This is a genomic window from Caballeronia sp. ATUFL_F2_KS9A, from assembly GCF_023630765.1.
GTDB lineage: Bacteria > Pseudomonadota > Gammaproteobacteria > Burkholderiales > Burkholderiaceae > Caballeronia > Caballeronia zhejiangensis.
On the sequence record NZ_JALQEK010000004.1, the window covers coordinates 129,203 to 148,205 of the forward strand.

At 65.2% G+C, this 19,003-nt stretch carries 18 protein-coding genes; 15 read left to right on the forward strand and 3 right to left on the reverse strand.

The window, feature by feature from the left end; translation table 11 throughout:
* Window positions 1-4: 4 nt before the first annotated feature.
* The 7 genes from NCS67_RS06260 (at window position 5) to NCS67_RS06290 (ending at window position 7,363) form a co-directional block, all read left to right on the forward strand.
* Entirely contained in the window at window positions 5-1,042 is a 1,038-nt protein-coding gene (locus tag NCS67_RS06260; protein ID WP_008349685.1) for a DNA polymerase III subunit delta', read from the forward strand.
* A 60-nt stretch (window positions 1,043-1,102) separates the two neighbouring features.
* Complete coding sequence (locus tag NCS67_RS06265) at window positions 1,103-1,888, forward strand: TatD family hydrolase (RefSeq protein WP_250434693.1); 786 nt, start codon at window positions 1,103-1,105, stop codon at window positions 1,886-1,888.
* Between the two features lie 69 nt (window positions 1,889-1,957).
* Window positions 1,958-2,689, forward strand: a complete 732-nt coding sequence (locus tag NCS67_RS06270; protein ID WP_008349681.1) for an ankyrin repeat domain-containing protein — start codon at window positions 1,958-1,960, stop codon at window positions 2,687-2,689.
* Between the two features lie 103 nt (window positions 2,690-2,792).
* Window positions 2,793-3,149: a Rap1a/Tai family immunity protein gene (locus tag NCS67_RS06275; protein ID WP_008349679.1), complete on the forward strand. Its 357-nt coding sequence runs from the start codon at window positions 2,793-2,795 to the stop codon at window positions 3,147-3,149.
* Window positions 3,150-3,337: 188 nt separating this feature from the next.
* The gene (locus NCS67_RS06280; protein WP_250434694.1) at window positions 3,338-4,576 is read left to right on the forward strand and encodes a mechanosensitive ion channel family protein; all 1,239 of its coding nucleotides are present in this window, start codon (window positions 3,338-3,340) and stop codon (window positions 4,574-4,576) included.
* Window positions 4,577-4,677: 101 nt separating this feature from the next.
* The gene (gene otsA / locus NCS67_RS06285; RefSeq protein WP_175982897.1) at window positions 4,678-6,063 is read left to right on the forward strand and encodes an alpha,alpha-trehalose-phosphate synthase (UDP-forming); all 1,386 of its coding nucleotides are present in this window, start codon (window positions 4,678-4,680) and stop codon (window positions 6,061-6,063) included.
* Between the two features lie 229 nt (window positions 6,064-6,292).
* Window positions 6,293-7,363: a glycosyltransferase family 4 protein gene (locus tag NCS67_RS06290; RefSeq protein ID WP_008349671.1), complete on the forward strand. Its 1,071-nt coding sequence runs from the start codon at window positions 6,293-6,295 to the stop codon at window positions 7,361-7,363.
* Window positions 7,364-7,474: 111 nt separating this feature from the next.
* On the opposite strand, the gene NCS67_RS06295 is transcribed toward NCS67_RS06290, so the two are convergent.
* The 3 genes from NCS67_RS06295 to NCS67_RS06305 form a co-directional block, all read right to left on the reverse strand.
* On the reverse strand, window positions 7,475-8,065 hold the full coding sequence (locus tag NCS67_RS06295) for a BPSL1445 family SYLF domain-containing lipoprotein (RefSeq protein WP_008349670.1): 591 nt from the start codon (window positions 8,063-8,065) through the stop codon (window positions 7,475-7,477).
* 399 nt (window positions 8,066-8,464) lie between these two features.
* Window positions 8,465-8,935, reverse strand: coding sequence for a hypothetical protein (locus NCS67_RS06300; RefSeq protein WP_244808084.1), 471 nt, complete (start codon window positions 8,933-8,935; stop codon window positions 8,465-8,467).
* A gap of 225 nt (window positions 8,936-9,160) precedes the next feature.
* Window positions 9,161-9,457, reverse strand: coding sequence for a PsiF family protein (locus tag NCS67_RS06305; protein ID WP_008349666.1), 297 nt, complete (start codon window positions 9,455-9,457; stop codon window positions 9,161-9,163).
* Window positions 9,458-9,684: 227 nt separating this feature from the next.
* Here NCS67_RS06305 and NCS67_RS06310 point away from each other — a divergent pair, with 227 nt between their 5' ends.
* The 8 genes from NCS67_RS06310 to NCS67_RS06345 all read left to right on the forward strand — a co-directional run bounded on the left by NCS67_RS06310 (window position 9,685) and on the right by NCS67_RS06345 (window position 18,905).
* The gene (locus tag NCS67_RS06310; RefSeq protein ID WP_008349664.1) at window positions 9,685-9,966 is read left to right on the forward strand and encodes a hypothetical protein; all 282 of its coding nucleotides are present in this window, start codon (window positions 9,685-9,687) and stop codon (window positions 9,964-9,966) included.
* Window positions 9,967-10,220: 254 nt separating this feature from the next.
* Window positions 10,221-11,183 (forward strand): sugar ABC transporter substrate-binding protein, encoded by a 963-nt coding sequence (locus tag NCS67_RS06315; RefSeq protein ID WP_008349661.1) that lies wholly within the window; start codon window positions 10,221-10,223, stop codon window positions 11,181-11,183.
* Window positions 11,184-11,341: 158 nt separating this feature from the next.
* Window positions 11,342-12,931: a sugar ABC transporter ATP-binding protein gene (locus NCS67_RS06320; RefSeq protein WP_008349659.1), complete on the forward strand. Its 1,590-nt coding sequence runs from the start codon at window positions 11,342-11,344 to the stop codon at window positions 12,929-12,931.
* The gene (locus tag NCS67_RS06325; protein WP_008349658.1) at window positions 12,932-13,921 is read left to right on the forward strand and encodes an ABC transporter permease; all 990 of its coding nucleotides are present in this window, start codon (window positions 12,932-12,934) and stop codon (window positions 13,919-13,921) included.
* A 217-nt stretch (window positions 13,922-14,138) separates the two neighbouring features.
* Entirely contained in the window at window positions 14,139-15,161 is a 1,023-nt protein-coding gene (locus tag NCS67_RS06330; RefSeq protein ID WP_008349655.1) for a LacI family DNA-binding transcriptional regulator, read from the forward strand.
* 36 nt (window positions 15,162-15,197) lie between these two features.
* Window positions 15,198-16,130, forward strand: a complete 933-nt coding sequence (rbsK, locus tag NCS67_RS06335; RefSeq protein ID WP_250434696.1) for a ribokinase — start codon at window positions 15,198-15,200, stop codon at window positions 16,128-16,130.
* Window positions 16,131-16,311: 181 nt separating this feature from the next.
* The gene (locus tag NCS67_RS06340) at window positions 16,312-18,027 is read left to right on the forward strand and encodes a methyl-accepting chemotaxis protein (protein WP_008349650.1); all 1,716 of its coding nucleotides are present in this window, start codon (window positions 16,312-16,314) and stop codon (window positions 18,025-18,027) included.
* Window positions 18,028-18,143: 116 nt separating this feature from the next.
* Window positions 18,144-18,905, forward strand: a complete 762-nt coding sequence (locus NCS67_RS06345; RefSeq protein WP_250434699.1) for a hydratase — start codon at window positions 18,144-18,146, stop codon at window positions 18,903-18,905.
* The last annotated feature ends 98 nt before the right edge of the window (window positions 18,906-19,003 follow it).

A 19,003-nucleotide genomic window follows, 5' to 3' on the forward strand; every position in this document is an offset into this window, starting at 1 on the left:
ATCGATGATCTATCCCTGGCAAACCGACGACTGGCAGCGTCTGCAGCAATTGCGCGCGCACTGGCCGCACGCGCTCCTGCTGCACGGAGAAGCGGGCATCGGCAAGCTGCAGTTCGCCCAGCATCTCGCGCAGGGTTTGCTGTGTGAGACGCCCGCCGCGAATGGCGAGCCGTGCGGGACTTGTCCGGCGTGTCACTGGTTCTCGCAAGGCAATCATCCCGATTACCGCGCGGTGCTGCCCGAAGCGCTCGCGGGCCTTGCCGCAACCGGCGACGCAGCCGACGCTCCCGCCGACAAAGCCGATGGCGAAGAAGGCAAGAAGACCCGCACGCCGAGCAAGGAAATCAAGATCGAGCAGGTGCGCGGGCTGCTGGATTTCTGTGGCGTGGGCTCGCATCGGGGCGGCTTGCGCGTCGTCGTGCTGTATCCGGCCGAGGCGCTCAACGTCGCAGCGGCGAACGCGCTCTTGAAGACGCTCGAAGAACCGCCGTCGGGCGTCGTGTTCCTGCTGGTGTCGGCGCGCGTCGACCGGCTGTTGCCGACGATCATCAGCCGCTGCCGCCAATGGCCGATGAGCGTGCCGCCGGCGAACGAAGCGAGTGCGTGGCTGGCGTCGCAAGGCGTCGACGATCCGGCGGCGCTCCTCGCGCAGGCGGGCGGCGCGCCGCTCGCTGCGCTCGCGCTGGCGAACGACGAGAACCGCGCCTTGCGCGACTTCACGCTCGCGCAACTTGCCGCCGGACCGAATTGCGATGCCTTCGCGTGCGGCGAAAACCTGCAGAAGCTGCCGGTGCCGCTCGTGCTCGGCTGGTTGCAGCGCTGGCTTTACGATCTGCTCGCGCAACGCACGGCTAGCCGTCCGCGCTATTTCCCCGCCGCGGCGAAGGCGCTCGCACGTTGCGCGCAAAGCGCCGATCCGGCCGCGCTCGCGCGCTACATGAAGACGGTCACGCGGCAGCGCGCGGTGGAAAATCATCCGCTGAACGCGCGCCTCGTGTTCGAGGAACTGTTCATGGGCTATCGCGGGATCTATACGGCCTGAGCGGCCTGAGCGGCAGAGACCGTCGAGCCGCGCCGCAAGGAATGCATCAAGGAGCACCCGATGTTTGTCGATTCACACTGTCATATCAACTTCGAAGGGCTCGCGGACCGATTGCCCGACGTCCTCGACAAGATGCGCGCGCATTCTGTGACACATGCGCTGTGCGTGTCGGTGGACCTCGAGACGCTGCCTTCGGTGCTCGCGATCGCCGAGCAGCACGAAAACGTCTATGCGTCGGTCGGAGTGCATCCCGACCACGAGGATATGCGCGAACCGAGCGTCGCGGAACTCGTCGAGCTGGCGAAGCATCCGAAAGTTTGCGCGATCGGCGAAACCGGGCTCGACTACTATCGGCTGGAAGGGCGCAGCATCGCCGACATGGAATGGCAGCGCGAACGCTTTCGCACGCATATCCGCGCCGCGCACGCGACGGGCAAGCCGCTCATCATCCACACGCGGTCGTCGTCGGACGACACCTTGCGCATCATGCAGGAAGAGCGCGCGTACGTGCCGGGCGGCGTCATGCATTGCTTCACCGAACCGTGGGAGATCGCCGAACGGGCGCTCGCGCAGAATTTTCATATCTCGCTGTCGGGCATCGTCACGTTCAAGAAGGCAACCGATGTGCAGGACGTCGCGCGGCGCGTGCCGATCGAGCGCCTGCTCATCGAAACCGATTCGCCGTACCTCGCGCCGGTGCCGTATCGCGGCAAGCCGAATGAACCTGCGTACGTGAGTTATGTCGGACGTTTCATCGCGCAGTTGCGCGAGCAGCCGGAAGAGGCCGTCGCGCAGGCGACCACCGACAACTTCTTCCGGCTCTTCAAGATCGCGCGGCCAGTCTGAGGGCGGCCGGCCCGCGCGCAAAAAAACTGTTTCAAGGCAATTCGAAGGTCACTTATGAACACTTCCCCGATGGTTTCCACTCTGAACACGACGCGCGGTGCGCGCAAGGGCACGGCCGTGCGCGGACTCGTCGCCGGCGCGCTGCTGGCGGCCTGCGCGATCGCTCAGCCGGTCTGGGCCGCGTCCGTGGACTCGCTCATCAAGGCGGTCAAGTTCGACGACGTATCGGCGGTCAAGAAGCAGCTCGCGCAGGGCGCGGACCCGAACACCGTCGACAACACGGGCACGCCGATCCTCGTGATCGCCGCGCGCGAGAAGTCCGACAAGGTCGGCCAGTTGCTCGCCGACAACCCAAAGACCGATCTCGAGAAGCTCGATCCTGCCGGCGAAAACGCGATGATGCTTGCCGCGCTCAATGGCGACGCGACCTTCGTGAATCTGCTGATCGCCAAGGACGCCGAAGTGAACAAGAAAGGCTGGACGCCGCTGCACTACGCCGCGACCAACGGCCATGACGACATCGTGAAGATTCTGGTCGACCATTCGGCCTATATCGACGCGGGTTCGCCCAACGGCACGACGCCGCTCATGATGGCGGCGCGCGGCGGTCATCTTTCGACGGTCAAGCTGCTGCTCGACTCGGGCGCCGATCTGCGCGTGAAGAATCAGCTCGGCCTGACGGCGGTGGATTTCGCGCAGAAGTACAACGAGAAAGATGTCGCCGAAGGTCTGAAGGCGCGTCTGGACTCGATGCAACAAGGCGGCGGCGCTGCGCAAAGCGGCTCAAACGGTGCAAAATAACGGCGCGACATCAAGTCACGGGGCGAGCGCGGTCAGGCGCGGCCGCGCATCGCTCCGAACCCGTTGCTCCGACCAAGCCGCCGCTCAACATAAAAGGAAGACCATGCTGCGGGAATTCGTCCTCGCCTGTGCTCTCGCGACGCCCGTCTGTGCGTTCGCGTTTACCGGCAACGATCTGAACAAGCTCTGCACCAAAACGGATCCCAACTCACGGACCGCCTGCGCGGCCTATATCGAAGGCGCGGCGGACGGCATCTACAACACGATCGAGGCGATCGGGGGAACCTCCGGGCCGCAGGTCGGCCAGTACTTCTGCCTGCCGGCGGACGTGAAGCCGCAGCAGCTTACGGACGCGGTGCGCAAGTACATCGCCAACAATCCCGACAAGGCCGATTTCAACGCGACCACGATGGTTTCGCTCGGACTCGGCAAGGCGTTTCCCTGCAAGGCGGAACGCTGAGCATCTGGTGACGCCGGAGCACTGGCGTCACGCTTGCTGAACCAAGAGGCGACGGCCGCGCCCGGACGGCCATCGCCGCTGCTGTCTGCAACCTGGCGCAATATCGCGCAGCACCACGCATACGTGCGATGCGACCGCCGTATCCTCCTCGCCGCTTTCACTTTCTCGAGGCTGATCCCGCGACGCTCATGCTCTCACTCGACCATTTCCTGAATCTTGCGGAACGTCCGCTCGGCACCTGGCCCGGCGCGCTCGTCGTGGCCGTCATCGCGGTGGCGTTTGCGATTGCCGCGCATCGCATCGGCGCGCGCATTCTCGTGCGCATCGCGCGTCCTTATCCGCTGATGAGCGTCGTGCTGCGCTATATCGACACGCCCGCGCTCATCCTGCTCATCATCCTCGGGCTCGGTTTCATGATCTTCGAGGCGCCCGATACGCTGCCGTTCATCGGCGTGCTGCGCGATGTCGAGACCGTCGCGCTGATCGTCGCGCTCACGTTTCTCGCGGCGCGCTCGGCGGGCGCGGTGGGCGAGGCGATCGTGCAGGCGCATCCGCTCGACACCGACGACAATCTCAACGCCCGCCGCATCCACACGCAGGCGCGCGTGCTCGCGCGCTCGGTGATGGTGGTGATCGTAATCATCGGTTTCGGCGCGGCGCTGATGGCGTTTCCGAGCGTGCGGCAGATCGGCGCGAGCCTGCTGGCGTCGGCGGGCGTCGCCGGGCTCGTCGCCGGTATCGCCGCGCGGCCGGTGCTCGGCAATCTGATCGCGGGCTTGCAGATCGCGCTGTCGCAGCCGATTCGCCTCGACGATGTCGTCGTGATTCAGGGCGAATGGGGACGCGTCGAGGAAATCACGGGCACGTACGTGTCGATCCGCATCTGGGATCAGCGGCGGCTGATCGTGCCGTTGCAGTGGTTCATCGAAAATCCGTTCACGAACTGGACGCGCAACAGTTCGCAGATCATCGGCACGGTGTTTCTGTATGTCGATTACCGGATGCCGCTCGCGCCGCTGCGCGAGGAGCTGGAGCGCATCCTCGAGCAGGCGCCGGAATGGGATGGCCGTGTGCAGGTGCTGCAGGTCACCGACGCCACCGATCGCGCGATGCAACTGCGCGTGCTCGTCAGTTCGTTCGACTCGGCGCTGAATTGGGATTTGCGCTGCCGCGTGCGCGAAGGGCTCGTGAACTTCGTGCAGGCGACTTATCCGCACTATCTGCCGCGCGCGCGGGCGGATCTGTCGACCGACAAGGAAAGTCACGTCGATTTCGCGCCGCCGCTCGAAAGGGCGGGCACGGCACACGCGGCAAGCACGGCGAATACGGCCGCCGATCCGGTCGCGAGCCGCGGCGAACCGACCGGGCCGGATCCGAAGGCGCACGCGGCGGCGTCCACCGCGCCGGCGCCGGCAGAAAAGACCTGACGGAAACCCGCGCGGCGTTTCCGGGTCGAAAATTTCGGGTTGATGCTGAGAAAGTCACGTTAAGTCACGTTAATCACGTTCGAAGAGGAAAAGGAAAGTCTATGAGCCGTCTCGTCGTCGTATCCAACCGGGTCGCCACGCCGACCGAAACCAAGGGCTCCGCGGGCGGGCTCGCCGTCGGCGTCTTCGGCGCGCTGAAGGACAGCGGCGGCGTCTGGTTCGGCTGGAGCGGCGACGTCGTGAGCGAAACCGTCGCGAATCAGGGACCGAAACTCGAACAGGACGGCGCGGTGACCTTTGCGACCGTCGGCCTGCCGAAAAAGGACTACGACCAGTACTACCGCGGTTTCTCGAACGCGATGCTGTGGCCGGTTTTCCACTATCGCAACGATCTCGCCGTCTACGACCGGGACGAGTACGCGGGCTACCGGCGCGTGAACGCGTGGCTCGCGCACAAGCTCATCAAGCTGCTCGAACCCGGCGACATCATCTGGGTCCACGACTATCACATGATCCCGTTCGCCGAGGCGCTGCGCTCGGCGGGCATCACGAATCGCATCGGCTTCTTTTTGCACATTCCGTTTCCGTCGCCGCAGATCCTGTTGAACATTCCGCCGCACGAGGAACTGGTGAAGTCGCTGTGCTGCTATGACGTCGTCGGGTTTCAGACGGAAAGCGATCGCGTCGCGTTTCACGACTACATCGTCCGGCACGCGCACGGCACCGCGACCCCCGACGGCCACGTCGAGGCGTTCGGACGCAAGCTGCGGACGAACGTTTATCGCATCGGCGTGTTTCCCGATGAAATCGCCGAGCAGGCCGAACGCGGCGAGGCGCGTCAGGACGTGATGGACCTGAAGCAGAGCCTCGAAGGCCGTAAGCTCATCATGAGCGTGGATCGGCTCGATTACTCGAAAGGACTGGTCGAGCGCTTCCGCGCGTTCGAGCATTTTCTGGAAAAGTCGCCCGAGTGGCGCGGCAATGTCACGCTCGTGCAGATCGCGCCGCCGACGCGCTCGGACGTCGAAACCTATCAGCAGATTCGCCAGAACCTGGAGTACGAAGCGGGGCGCATCAACGGACGTTACTCCGGGCTCGATTACACGCCGATCCGCTATCTCAATCAGCGATACGACCGCTGGAAGCTGATGTCGCTGTTTCGCGAATCGCAGATCGGGCTCGTCACGCCGCTGCGCGACGGCATGAATCTCGTCGCGAAGGAATACGTCGCGGCGCAGAATCCTGACGATCCCGGCGTGCTCGTGCTTTCCCAGTTCGCCGGCGCGGCCGATGAAATGACCGGCGCGGTGATGGTCAATCCGCACGATATCGTCGGCACGAGCGAAGCGATCGGCCGCGCGCTGGCGATGCCGCTCGCCGAGCGCAAGCAGCGCTACGAAACCAACATGGCGGCGCTGCGCAAGCACGATCTGGGCGTGTGGCGCGACAACTTCCTCGCCGATCTGCGCGGCGATGCCGAACGGTAACCGTCGCCGGAAACGAATGTTTCCGTGCTGTAACAGAGCGATGAAAGTGCAAGAGACGTCCGGAACGGGCGTATCCGCACTCGATAATGGGCTTCATCGCAGCGGATGGCGGAACGATTCGTAAGGGCAAACCTCGTTGTCCGGCCTTACGATCCGCTGTCATACTCGATGCGCGCCGCGGCTGGCAAGCGATCAGCCGCACGTCGATATCCGCATGGAGACGAGAACGATGAGAATTGCCCAGATTGCTCCGCTGACCGAATCGGTGCCGCCGAAGCTCTATGGCGGGACCGAGCGTGTGGTGTCGTACCTGACCGAGGCGCTCGTCGAGCTCGGTCACGAGGTGACGCTCTTCGCCACCGGCGATTCGCAGACCAGCGCCAACCTGGAACCCGTGTGGCCGCGCGCGTTGCGGCTCGACCCGGCGATCCGCGACCGCATCGCGCCGCACATGCTGCTGATGGAACTCGTGCGCCGCCGCGCCGAAGAGTTCGATGTCCTGCACTTTCACATGGACTATTACTCGTTCTCGCTGTTCAAGCGCCAGGACACGCCGTTCGTGACGACAATGCACGGCCGGCTCGATCTGCCCGAGCAGCAGCCCGTATTCGATACGTTCAACACCGCGCCCGTAATCTCCATTTCCGACGCGCAGCGGCATCCGCTGCCGCAGGCGAAATGGGTCAGCACCGTTTATCACGGCTTGCCGGAGAAGCTCTACGTGCCGCAGCCGGTGGAGCAGAAGTATCTGGCGTTCCTCGGACGCATTTCGCCGGAAAAGCGCGTCGATACGGCCATTCGCATCGCGGGCCGATGCGGCTTGCCGATCAAGATTGCCGCCAAGGTCGATTTCGCCGACCACGAGTATTTCGAGCGCGAGATTGCGCCGCTGCTGGAGCTGCCGTATGTCGAGTACGTCGGCGAGATCAACGACAGTCAGAAAGCCGAATTCCTGTCGGGCGCGCACGCGCTCGTGTTTCCGATCGACTGGCCCGAGCCGTTCGGCCTCGTGATGATCGAGGCGATGGCGTGCGGCACGCCGGTCATCGCGTTCAATCGCGGCTCGGTGCCGGAAGTGGTGGACGAGGGCGTGTCTGGCTTCATCGTCGAGGATGAAATCGGTGCGGTGGCCGCGGTGAATCGTCTGCATACGCTGTCGCGCGAGCGCGTGCGCAATCGCTTCGAGGAGCGCTTCACGTCGCATCGCATGGCTCGGCAATATCTCGAGGCGTATCAGTCGGTCGTGCGCGCGCAGAAGCGTGCGCGCTTCAAAGTGATCGATCGCGCGACGACGACCTGACGCGCGACCCGACACGACGCGGGAAAAAACAAAAAACCGCCGTGTGGCGCGACCCGGAAGGACCCACCACACGGCGGTTTTGCATTCGCCGCGAGGTAAAGCGCGACGCGCTCAGTACTTGATGCGCGACACCTTCGTGCCTTGCAGCGACACGTCGGCCATCAGGCCGGCGTTGGTCAGCACGATGGCCTCGACCGGTTTCGTGGCGGTGGTCGTGTCGATCACGCCGTTCGCGCCCATCTTCACCAACGCCACCGATGCATCCGCGCCCGCCGACCAGCCGTCGGAGTTGCGGAATTTGTCGAGCGCATCCTGCGTCATGAACAGGAAGATCAGCGCCTTCGACTGCGCGCCTGCCTGCAGGCCGAACGAGCCGGACGTCGTGCTGTAGTACCCGACGCTGCTGCCACCCACACGCAGCGCACCCTTGCCGTATTGCGCGCCGACGATGAAGCCGGCCTGAAGCACCGACGGGAACACCAGCACGCCGCGCGCTTTCGCGACCAGCTCGCGCGAGCCGCCGACGGTGGCATAGAGACGCTGGATCGTGCTGTCGACATCTGCGTCGATGGCGCGGCGGTCATCGGCGGCGCCCGCGGCCGCTTCGCTGCCGGCGTTCCGGTTTGCCGTGCAGCCGGCAAGCGCGAGGCCACCCATTGCCAGCACGGCCGTCGACTTGAGCATGAAGTTTCGTCTTTGCATCATTGTTCTCCATCGTGGAATTTAGGAAACCCCATAAGAGCGGGAGGGTGAGGCACGCCAAGTTATAGCACAGCAAGGTGAAACCGCGAGCCTCGGCCCATGCGCCGAAAGCCTTGTCAGGCTTGGGTCTTCAGGCTCCGCAACATTCGGGCGAACAAGCCGGACCTAGCTTACTCCGAATCCGTCCCCATAAGCGTCAGGCGCGTCGTTAAATTACACAAATCTTTCGAAGCACACATCGTCTGATACAAGGTTAGACGAAGCTTTGACCAAACCGAAATGGAAACGGCGTTTTCGCCCGAAGTGCGGCCCAAGGCGAGCAGAATTTTCGTGACGCTGCCTTTAGGTCGTACGAGAAAACCGCTGAAGGAAGTAGCAACGACCGTACCCGAGGCTTGGTCACGGATGGGTCGTCGTTTTTACTTCGGCGGAGGGCGGCGCGGGCGTGTGTTGCGGACGGCGCAGCGCGCGCCGGATGCCGCCGATCAGCACGCCGAGCACGAGCAGGAACGCTGCGGGCACGATCCAGTAGCCGACGAACGCATGCCAGAGATAATCGGCGAGCGTCGCCTTGCGATGCGCGTATTCGTTGAGCGCTTCCTGATGCTTCACCTCGGTGGCGGCGATGGCATCTTCGGGACAACCGGCTGCGCGCGCTTCTTCGGACGTGCCGTGGCAGCGCGCCGCGGCGCCGGCCGCGCGTTGGGCATCGGTCAACTCCCAGCTGGCAAGCGACTTCTGGAGATCGACGTTGTTGTACGCCATCTCCTCGCGCACTTCGTTCACCGCGACGATCAGCACCGGCACGAACCAGAACGTGATCGCCACGAGCCACCGCCTGAACCAGCGGTTCTTGTGTCTCCATGCCATCCGATGCCTCCATGCGCGGCTTTTCGCCTCGCTCGAAACGGCGGCGGCCGATGGCGTCTTTCTTGTATTTCGTAAGGGGCCGCCTTCGCGCCATCTTATGAGAAAAAGACGACGGTGCGAATCACTAGCTTGGGTGCAGTGCAATATCGGCCGGTAGGGAGCGTAAATACGCAACGGGCGCCGCGCGCGAACGGCGCGGCGTGCAGAACGCGAACGCAGGCGAGATCAGCCCTTGTTGCTGAGGCAGCTTTTCATGAAACTCTTGCGGTCGTCGCCTTTCTTGTCGCCTGCTTGGCTGTTGCACGCCGTCATCTTCTGCTGCTGCGTCATCGGCGCGGATGCGGCAGCCGGCGCGGCGGACAGACAGCTCTTCATGAAGGCCTTGCGGTCGTCGCCTTTCTTGTCGCCCGCCTGCTTGTTGCAATCGGTCATCTTGCTTTGCTGACTGTTGGCGGCGAAGGCGACGTTCGCGCCGAGCGTCAGGCTCAGCACGGCGATGAGGGCGGTGGCTCGAATGGTCATGTGACGCTCCCTGATTTGAGTGACGGTTGTTGTTCGACGGCGCGTGTCTGTATCGGCATGTCGCCCGCGCATTATGGCAAACACAATATGAACGGTGTGCGGGATAGGGTGAAATCGGGAGTCGCGGGAACGAGGCTTGCAAACGCCTTTCGTCGCCGGCGATCCGCACGACCGATGCAGCCGACGTATGATCGTGCGATGCATGTGAATGCGAAAGGAGATCGTCCATGTCCACGCCGCTGTCGGATCATTACAAAGGCTTCGAGATCAAGGTTCAGGCATTGAGGCGCGCGAAGGATCGCGACGAGCCGGACGACAGCCCGCGACACTTCGACATAGTCGTGACGATCGCGAAGAGCGCGCACGGCGAAAGCGGCCGCTCGGTGATGTTCGGCGTGCCCGATCAGGAACCGTTCGACAGTCCGATCGACGCGACGCGCGCGGGCATCGACTACGCGCGCGACATCATCGACAACAAGGTCGAAGGGCAGTCGGTCGAAGATCTCTGAGTCTTGTCCGCAGGCAACTAAAAACGCCGTCGAGCAGCCGTTCGACGGCGTTGTCGTATGTGCTGCACTACACGTTAGCCCGATTGACCTCCGGCGCCTGTCCAACGAGAATCGACGGCGGGCAAACGTTCAAACGTGCGCGAAAGGGCGTCGAAGGCATTGGCGCGCGAGCGTCCGGCGCGTTTCGATTGGCGTTGCTCGCGTTCGCTGCATCTCGCAAGACCAACAAACCAGAATAAGCATTGGAGATCCGCATGAACCGAATCATCCGCCGACGCGTCCTCACGGCTGCCGTCGCGCTCGCCGCCTGCACCGCATTGCCGTTCGCGTCGTCATCGGCGTTCGCGCAGCCGGCGGGCAAGCCCAAGGTGGCGCTCGTCATGAAATCGCTCGCCAACGAGTTCTTCCTGACGATGGAAACCGGCGCGAAAGACTATCAGGCGCACAACGCCGGCCAGTTCGACCTGATCACCAACGGCATCAAGGACGAGACCGACACGGCGGCGCAAATCCGCATCGTCGAGCAGATGATCGTCTCGAAGGTCGATGCGCTCGTGATCGCGCCGGCTGATTCGAAGGCGCTCGTGCCGGTCATCAAGAAGGCGGCGGACGCGGGGATCATCGTCGTGAACATCGACAACCGGCTCGATCCGGACGTGCTCAAGTCGAAGGATCTGAACGTGCCGTTCGTCGGACCGGACAACAAGAAGGGCGCGCGTAAGGTCGGCGACTATCTCGCGCCGAAACTGAAGAAGGGCGATGAAGTCGCGATCATCGAAGGCGTGACGACCACGACGAATTCGCAGGCGCGCAGCGCGGGCTTCAAGGAGGCGATGGACGCCGCCGGCATGAAGGTGGTCGCGCTGCAGTCGGGCGAATGGGAAATCGACAAGGGCAACGCGGTCGCGTCGCAGATCCTGAACGCCAATCCGAACGTGAAGGCGCTCCTGTGCGACAACGACAACATGGCGATCGGCGCCGTGTCGGCGATTCGCGCGGCGGGCAAGGCGGGCAAGGTGCAGGTCGTCGGCTTCGACAACATCGGCGCGATCAAGCCGATGCTCAAGGACGGCCGCGTGCTCGCCACGGCCGACCAGTACGCGGCGAAGCAGGCGGTGTTCGGCATCGACGTGGCGTTGAAGGCGATTGCCGGCCACAAGAAGCAGTCGGAGCTTTCGCAGGTCGTGGAAACGCCGGTCGATCTCGTGACGAAGTGAGCCGGCGCGAAGCCTCAAGTTCGCGGCGGGCGTGCCGATAACACACTGACGAGCGCGAAAGGCAGACGGCGCGGGCACGCTCCGCGGCCTTTCGCGCGGGCTTCGCCCAGCCGTGCTGGATCATTCCGAGGATGCACAACCGAGCCTTGAAGCGCCCCATGACCGGACCGAACGATGCGAACGTGCTAACGGTGACGGGCATCGGCAAGACCTATGTCGAGCCGGTGCTGACGGACGTATCGCTCGATCTCGTCGCGGGCGAGGTGCTCGCGCTGACCGGCGAGAACGGCGCGGGCAAGAGCACGCTGTCGAAGATCATCGGCGGGCTGACCGATCCGTCGACCGGCGCGATGACGCTCGCGGGCCAGCCCTACGCGCCGAAGAGCCGCTCGGAGGCCGAATCGCTCGGCGTGCGCATGGTGATGCAGGAGCTGAACCTGCTGCCGACGTTATCGGTGGCGGAGAATCTCTTTCTGAACCGCTTGCCGCGCAAGGGCTTCGGCTGGATCGACCGCAAGCGCCTCGCAGAAGACGCGCGTCACGCGATGGCGCAAGTCGGGCTCGACGCGATCGATCCGGATACGCTCGTCGGCGGTCTCGGCATCGGGCATCAGCAGATGGTGGAAATCGCGCGCAATCTGATCGGCGATTGCCGCGTGCTGATTCTCGACGAGCCGACCGCGATGCTCACCGCGCGCGAAGTCGATCTGCTGTTCGAGCAGGTCGAAAGGCTGAAGGCGCGCGGCGTCGCGCTCGTGTACATCTCGCACCGGCTGGAGGAATTGCGGCGCATCGCCGAGCGCGCGGCCGTGCTGCGCGACGGACGCCTCGTGCATATCGGTCCGATGGACGCGCTCACGAGCGACCGGCTCGTCACGCTGATGGTCGGACGCGAGATCGGCGAGCGCATCGATCTGGGCGAACGGCGGATCGGCGATGTCGCGCTGAAAGTGGAAGGCATGACGCGGCTGCCGGCCGTGCGCGACGTGTCGTTCGAGGTGCGCGCGGGCGAGATTTTCGGCGTGAGCGGGCTGATCGGCGCGGGCCGCACCGAGCTGATGCGGCTCATCTACGGCGCGGATCGCGCGGACGCGGGCACGGTGTCCGTCGCGCGCAAAGGGCAGGCGCTGCGGCGCGTGACGGTGCAATCGCCGTCGGATGCGGTCGAAGAAGGCATCGCGCTCATCACGGAGGATCGCAAGGGCGAGGGCCTGCTGCTCAGCCTGCCTATCGCCGCGAACGTTTCACTGGGCAACGTCGGCGCGGTGGCTCGGCACGGCGTGGTCGACGCGCGCCGGGAAGCGGCGCTCGCGCAACGGCAGATCGACGCGATGCGGATTCGCACGTCGGGGCCGGCGCAGGCGGTGTCGGAACTGTCGGGCGGCAACCAGCAGAAGGTCGTGATCGGCCGGTGGCTCGCGCGCGACTGCTCGGTGCTGCTGTTCGACGAGCCGACGCGCGGCATCGACGTCGGCGCGAAGTTCGACATCTACGGGCTGATGGGCGCGCTCGCTCGCGAAGGACGCGCGCTCGTCGTCGTGTCGAGCGACCTGCGCGAGCTGATGCTGATCTGCGACCGTATCGGCGTGATGTCGGCGGGGCGCATGACGGGCGTGTTCGAGCGCGCGAACTGGACGCAGGACGCGCTGCTCGCGGCGGCGTTCTCGGGTTACGCGAAGCGCGAGGCGATCCTGCACGAGCCCATCGCCCCGGACGCGAAAGCGCCCGAAGACAACGTGGAGCATTGAATGAGCGAAGCGAATCTGCCCGCCGATGCGCCGAAGAGCACGAAAGGCGTCGGCACGCGTCTGGGCATTTCGAATTACCTGGGTCTCGCGGGCGCGCTCGCCGCGATGATCGCGCTGTTTTCGGTGCTGAGCACGCACTTTCTGACGTACGACACGTTCAGCACGATCGCGAACCAGATTCCGGATCTCGTCGTGATGTCGGTCGGCATGACGTTCGTGCTCATCATCGCGAGCATCGATCTGTCGGTCGGCTCGGTGCTGGCGCTGGGCGCGTCGGTGGTGAGCGTGGCCGCGCTGAAGTGGCACTGGCCGGCGTTTCCGGCGGCGCTGATCGGGCTCGCGGCCGCCGCGCTGACGGGCGCCGTGACCGGCCTCGTGACGGTGGCGTGGCGGATTCCGTCGTTCATCGTCTCGCTCGGCGTGCTGGAAGGCGCGCGCGGGCTTGCGTATCAGATGACGAATTCGCGCACGGCGTACATCGGCGATGCGTTCGATTTTCTGTCGAATCCGATCGCGTTCGGCATCTCGCCCGCGTTCCTGATCGCGGTCGCGGTGATGATAATTGCCCATCTGGTCTTGACCCGGACGGTTTTCGGCCGATATCTCGTAGGGATCGGCACGAACGAGGAAGCCGTGCGTCTCGCGGGCGTGAATCCGCGGCCGTACAAGGTGATCGTTTTCGCGCTGATGGGCGCCTTGTCCGGACTCGCGGCGCTCTTTCAGATCTCGCGGCTCGAAGCCGCCGATCCGAACGCCGGCGCGGGGTTGGAACTGCAGGTGATCGCGGCGGTCGTGATCGGCGGAACGAGCCTGATGGGCGGGCGCGGCTCGGTCATCAGCACGTTTTTCGGCGTGTTGATCATCTCCGTGCTGGCGGCGGGACTGGCGCAGATCGGCGCGAACGAGCCGACCAAGCGCATCATTACCGGCGCGGTGATCGTGGTGGCGGTGGTGCTGGATACATACCGCAGCAGGAGAAAGCGGGTTTGATCGAAGGGCGGCGCAGGCGGGCGCTCCGAACGGGGTGGAGCAACGGCCGGCGACGAGAGAAGGCAGCGGGCGGCAGCGGCGAACGGGGATTCATCGCCGCCGCACACAATGAAGCAGGCAGGGCGCGGGGAAAGCAGAGCGGCGCATGAAAGTGGTCGCGCCGGACGCCTTACGACCAATAAGAGCAGTTGGACCAAAGCATAGCGAAGGACGATGTATGGCGACGATCAAAGACGTGGCAGCCATTGCCGGGGTGTCGTTTACGACGGTATCCCACGTAGTGAACAATTCGCGGCCGGTTTCGGCCGACGTGCGGGCGAAAGTCGAGCGGGCGATCCGTGAGCTCGACTACGTGCCGTCGGCGGTCGCGCGCTCGCTGAAGGCGCGCTCGACGGCGACCATCGGCCTGCTCGTGCCGAACGCGACGAATCCGTATTTCGCCGAGCTCGCGCGCGGCGTCGAGGACGGCTGCGCGAAGAACGGCTATTGCGTGTTCTTCTGCAACTCCGACGACGATCCCGCGAAGCAGCGCAACTACCTGCGCGTGCTGCAGGAAAAGCGCATCGACGGGCTCGTGATTGCATCGGCGGGCGAGGACTCGGTGCTCGCGCAATGCCTCGCGGGCGCGCGCGAGCCGCTCGTGATCGTCGACCGCAATATCGAGGGGCTGCAATCGGACCTCGTGCAGATCGACCACGAAAAGGGCGCGTATCTCGCGACGCGGCATCTGCTGCAGCTCGGGCATTCGAAGATCGGCTGCATCACAGGCCCCGTCGCGACCGCCGTTTCCGCGATGCGCCTGCACGGCTTCATCCGCGCGATGGCCGAGCGCGGCATGGAAATCGCGCCGAACGCGATCCAGCAGAGCGACTTTTCCGCGACGGGCGGTTACGCGGCGGCCTCGCTCCTGCTCGACAACATGAAGCCGACGGCGATCTTCGCGTGCAACGACATGATGGGCATCGGCGCGCTGCGTGCGGCGGCGGAGCGTCACATCAACGTGCCGACGGACTGCTCGATCATCGGTTTCGACGATGTCGAGCTGTCGCGCTACACCTATCCGGCCTTGTCGACGGTGGGGCAATCGGTGCGCGCGCTCGGCGAAATGGCCGCGCAGACGCTGATCGAGCGCATCACCGGCAAGCTGACGGGCACGACGCGCCGCCGCGTGGTGCCGCCGCGCCTCGTGCGCCGCGAATCGACCGCGGTGGTGCCCGAGTCGCGCGGCGCGAAGGCCTAACGACCGCGGTGCAGTAAAGGAACCAAAGGAAACGAGATGGGCGACAGTGCCAAGACCGGCCGCGTGACCGTGGTCGGCAGCCTCAACATGGATCTCGTCGCGCGCGCGCCGCGCCTGCCGCGACCGGGGGAAACGCTCGCCGGACACGCGTTCGCGCAGATGCCGGGCGGCAAGGGCAGCAATCAGGCGGTCGCCGCGGCGCGCCTGGGCGCGCATGTCGCGATGATCGGCTGCGTCGGCGACGATACGAACGGCGCCACGCTCAGAGGCAGCCTCGAAGCGGAAGGCATCGACTGCACGGCGCTCGCGACCAGCGCCAGCGCGCCGACGGGCGTCGCGCTCATCGTCGTCGACGATGCGAGCCAGAACGCGATCGTCATCGTCGCGGGCAGCAACGCCGAAGTCACGCCCGCGCGCATCGAAGCGCAGGAGGCGCTCATCGCGCGCGCCGACGTCATCGTGTGCCAGCTCGAAACGCCGCCGGACGCCGTGCGCGCCGCGCTCGCCACCGGCCGTCGCCTGAAGCGCACGACGATCCTGAATCCCGCGCCCGCGGCGCGCAAATTGCCGCCGGACTGGTTCCCGCTGATCGACTATCTGATTCCGAACGAACTCGAAGCCGCGACGCTCTCCGGGGTCGCCATCGAAACGCCCGACGACGCGCGCCGCGCCGCGCAGGCGCTCAAGGCGAAAGGCGCGCGCAACGTCATCGTGACGCTCGGCGCGCAAGGCGTGCTGGCTTTGCTCGACGGCGCGGACGACGAAGGCGTTCATCTGCCGTCGCCGCGCGTCGAAGCGGTCGATACGACCGCCGCCGGCGACACGTTCATCGGCGGCTTCGCGGCGGAACTCGCACGCGGCGCGGCGGCAATGCACGCAATCGCGTTCGGCCAGCGCGCGGCGGCAATCGCGGTGACGCGCGAGGGCGCGCAACCATCGATTCCGCACCGCAGCGAAATTTCAGCATAACTTTTCAATATTCATTGAAAACACGGCGCGTCTGACGCGCCGTTTTCTTTTCATACGAAATAAATTCCTCAAGTGCCGACACATTCGCGCCGTTTACATCGATAGCGGTCGCGCGATGTCCAGCGCGCACGCTGCCACGCAACGACGACTCCGCTCGCGAGCGGCATCAGGGAAAAATTCAATGAAAACAGCTTTGACGATCAAGGCGCGCCTCGGCATCTCGATGGCGTTTCTGGGGGCACTGCTCATCGCGATCGGCGCGTTGGGGCTCACCGGCATGAGCCATTCGAATCGCGCGTTTCAAGACACCTATTCGGTGCAGATGCCCGCGGCGATCGCCGTCGGCAACGCGGAAATGTATGCGGCGCGCGAGCGTCTCGTGTTCGATCGCGCGGCGCTGCTCGCCGGCACGCCGGAGGTGGCGGCCACGGTCGAGCGCGCGCGCATGATGCGCGAACGCGCGGACGGCTACTGGAAGCAATACCTGGCGCTGCCGCAAGCGCCGGAAGAAAAGCGCCTCGCCGACGCCGCTCAGGACCGGCGCCTCGCGCTGCAGGGCATCGTCGACAAGGGCGTCGCGGCGGTCTTGGCGAACGATCACGACGCCATCATCGCGAACGCCAAGGCGATGCAGGCGACGTACAACGAGCTCGCCAACGCCAACGACGCGCTGCGCAAGCATCTGACCGAAGCATCCGCGAGAAGCTATGAGGAGACGCAGGACCGCTTCGGATGGTTCCGCGCGCTGAGCTTCGGCGCGATCGCGCTCGGCATCGCCGCGGCCGCGTTCGCGTGGCTGTCGCTCAGGCGCGCCATCGCGCGGCCGCTCGAAGCGGCGCTCGGTCATTTCGAATCGATCGCCGCGGGCGATCTGCGCCGCGAGGTCGCCATCACGTCGCGCGACGAAATGGGCCAGTTGCTCGAAGGTCTCGCCAAGATGCGCGCGAGCCTGCTGACGACCGTCCGCACGGTGCGCTCGGGCAGCGAATCGATCGCGTCGGCGACGCAGCAGATCGCCGCGGGCAATACCGATCTGTCGTCGCGCACGGAAGAACAGGCATCGGCGCTGCAGGAAACCGCGTCGAGCATGGAAGAGCTGACCGGCACCGTCCGCCAGAACGCCGACAACGCGCGGCAGGCGAGCGCACTCGCGGCGAACGCGTCGGAAATCGCCGGCAAGGGCAGCGCGGTCGTCACGCAGGTCGTCGACACGATGCGCGAGATCAACGGCAGTTCGTCGAAGATCGCGGACATCATCACGATCATCGAAGGCATTGCGTTCCAGACCAACATTCTGGCGCTCAACGCGGCCGTCGAAGCGGCGCGCGCGGGCGAAGAAGGGCGCGGCTTCGCGGTCGTCGCGGGCGAAGTGCGCAGTCTGGCGCAACGCTCGTCGGCGGCGGCGAAGGAAATCAAGGAACTCATCGACACGTCCGTGGCGCGCGTGCAGACGGGCACGACGCTCGTCGACGAAGCCGGCCGCACGATGAGCGAGATCATCGGCGCGGTGCAGCGCGTGACCGACATCATGGGCGAGATCGCGGCGGCGTCGGAGGAACAGTCGAGCGGCATCGAGCAGGTGTCGCGCGCCGTCACGCAGATGGACGAAGTCACGCAGCAGAACGCGGCGCTCGTCGAGGAAGCGGCGGCCGCCGCGCAGTCGCTCGAAGATCAGGCCGGGCGGCTGCGGCAGGCGGTGGCGGTGTTCCAGGTCGCGGACGGCGCGGCGCTTGCTGCTGTTCCGGCAGCATCCACGATGGCGGCGAAAATTGCACCGCGCGCAACGATGCCTGCGCGCGTTGCCTTGAAGTCGGCGAAGCGCGCACCCGCCGCGCCGTCGCCCGCGCCGAAGGCGTCCGCCACGACGGAGGCAAGCGGCGACTGGGAGACGTTCTGAGCGCGACAGACGGCGCTTAAGGCCTGAATGCGCGCGAGTGCACACGCGCGCGACCAACGTCGATCCGGTAACCCGTACACTGGTGGGTGCCTCACCGCTCACACGAGGATATCGACATGACCGGATCGACACTCGCCGCGAAGCTCGCGGACGCCCGCCGCCGGCATCAGCTGATCGACACGCTGGCGCCGGCCGACATACCTGCGGATGCGCCCACCGCCTACGCGATCCAGCACGAGATGCTGAGCGAGGCGGATGCGCGCATCGGCGCCTGGAAGATCGGCGCGCGCGCCCCCGACGCGCTCGCCACGGGCGCGCCCATCGACGCCGCGCTCGTCCATGTTTCGCCCGCGCGCCTACCTTTTCAATCGTTTTTCCGCGTGCTCGTGGAACTCGAAGTCGCGTTCCGCTTTTCCTATGCGCTGCCCGCGCGACCCGACCCTTACACACGCGAGGAAGTATTCGACGCGATCGGCGGCATCGCGGTCGCGCTCGAAGTCGTCGACAGCCGTTTCGCTCAATGGCCCAATCTCGATCCGCTGGCCCAGCTCGCGGATTCGCAGAACAACGGCGCGCTCGTCGTATCGGGCATGGAACCTTACGACGTCGTCGCGCCGGGCTTCGACTTTCTGACGCCGCGACTGGAATTCACCCTCGACGGCGTGTCGATCGCACCGGCCGCGCTCGGCAATCCCGCGGGCGATCCGCGCGAATTGCTGCCGTGGCTGGTCAACCATTGTTCTCGCATGGGTTTGACGGTCGAGCCGTTCTGGACCATTACAACAGGTTCCTATACGGGCGCGTATCGCGTCGATGGACCGGGCATGCTGCATGGTGCGATCGATCGCATCGGCGAACTGGAATTGGTGCTCGCTTGATGTTCGGATGCGCCGCACCGGGAACGATTATTGATGATGTCGCACGCGCATCGTCTTTATCGGATGCGTGCATCTCTTGAGCGCTTGTCCACGTAACC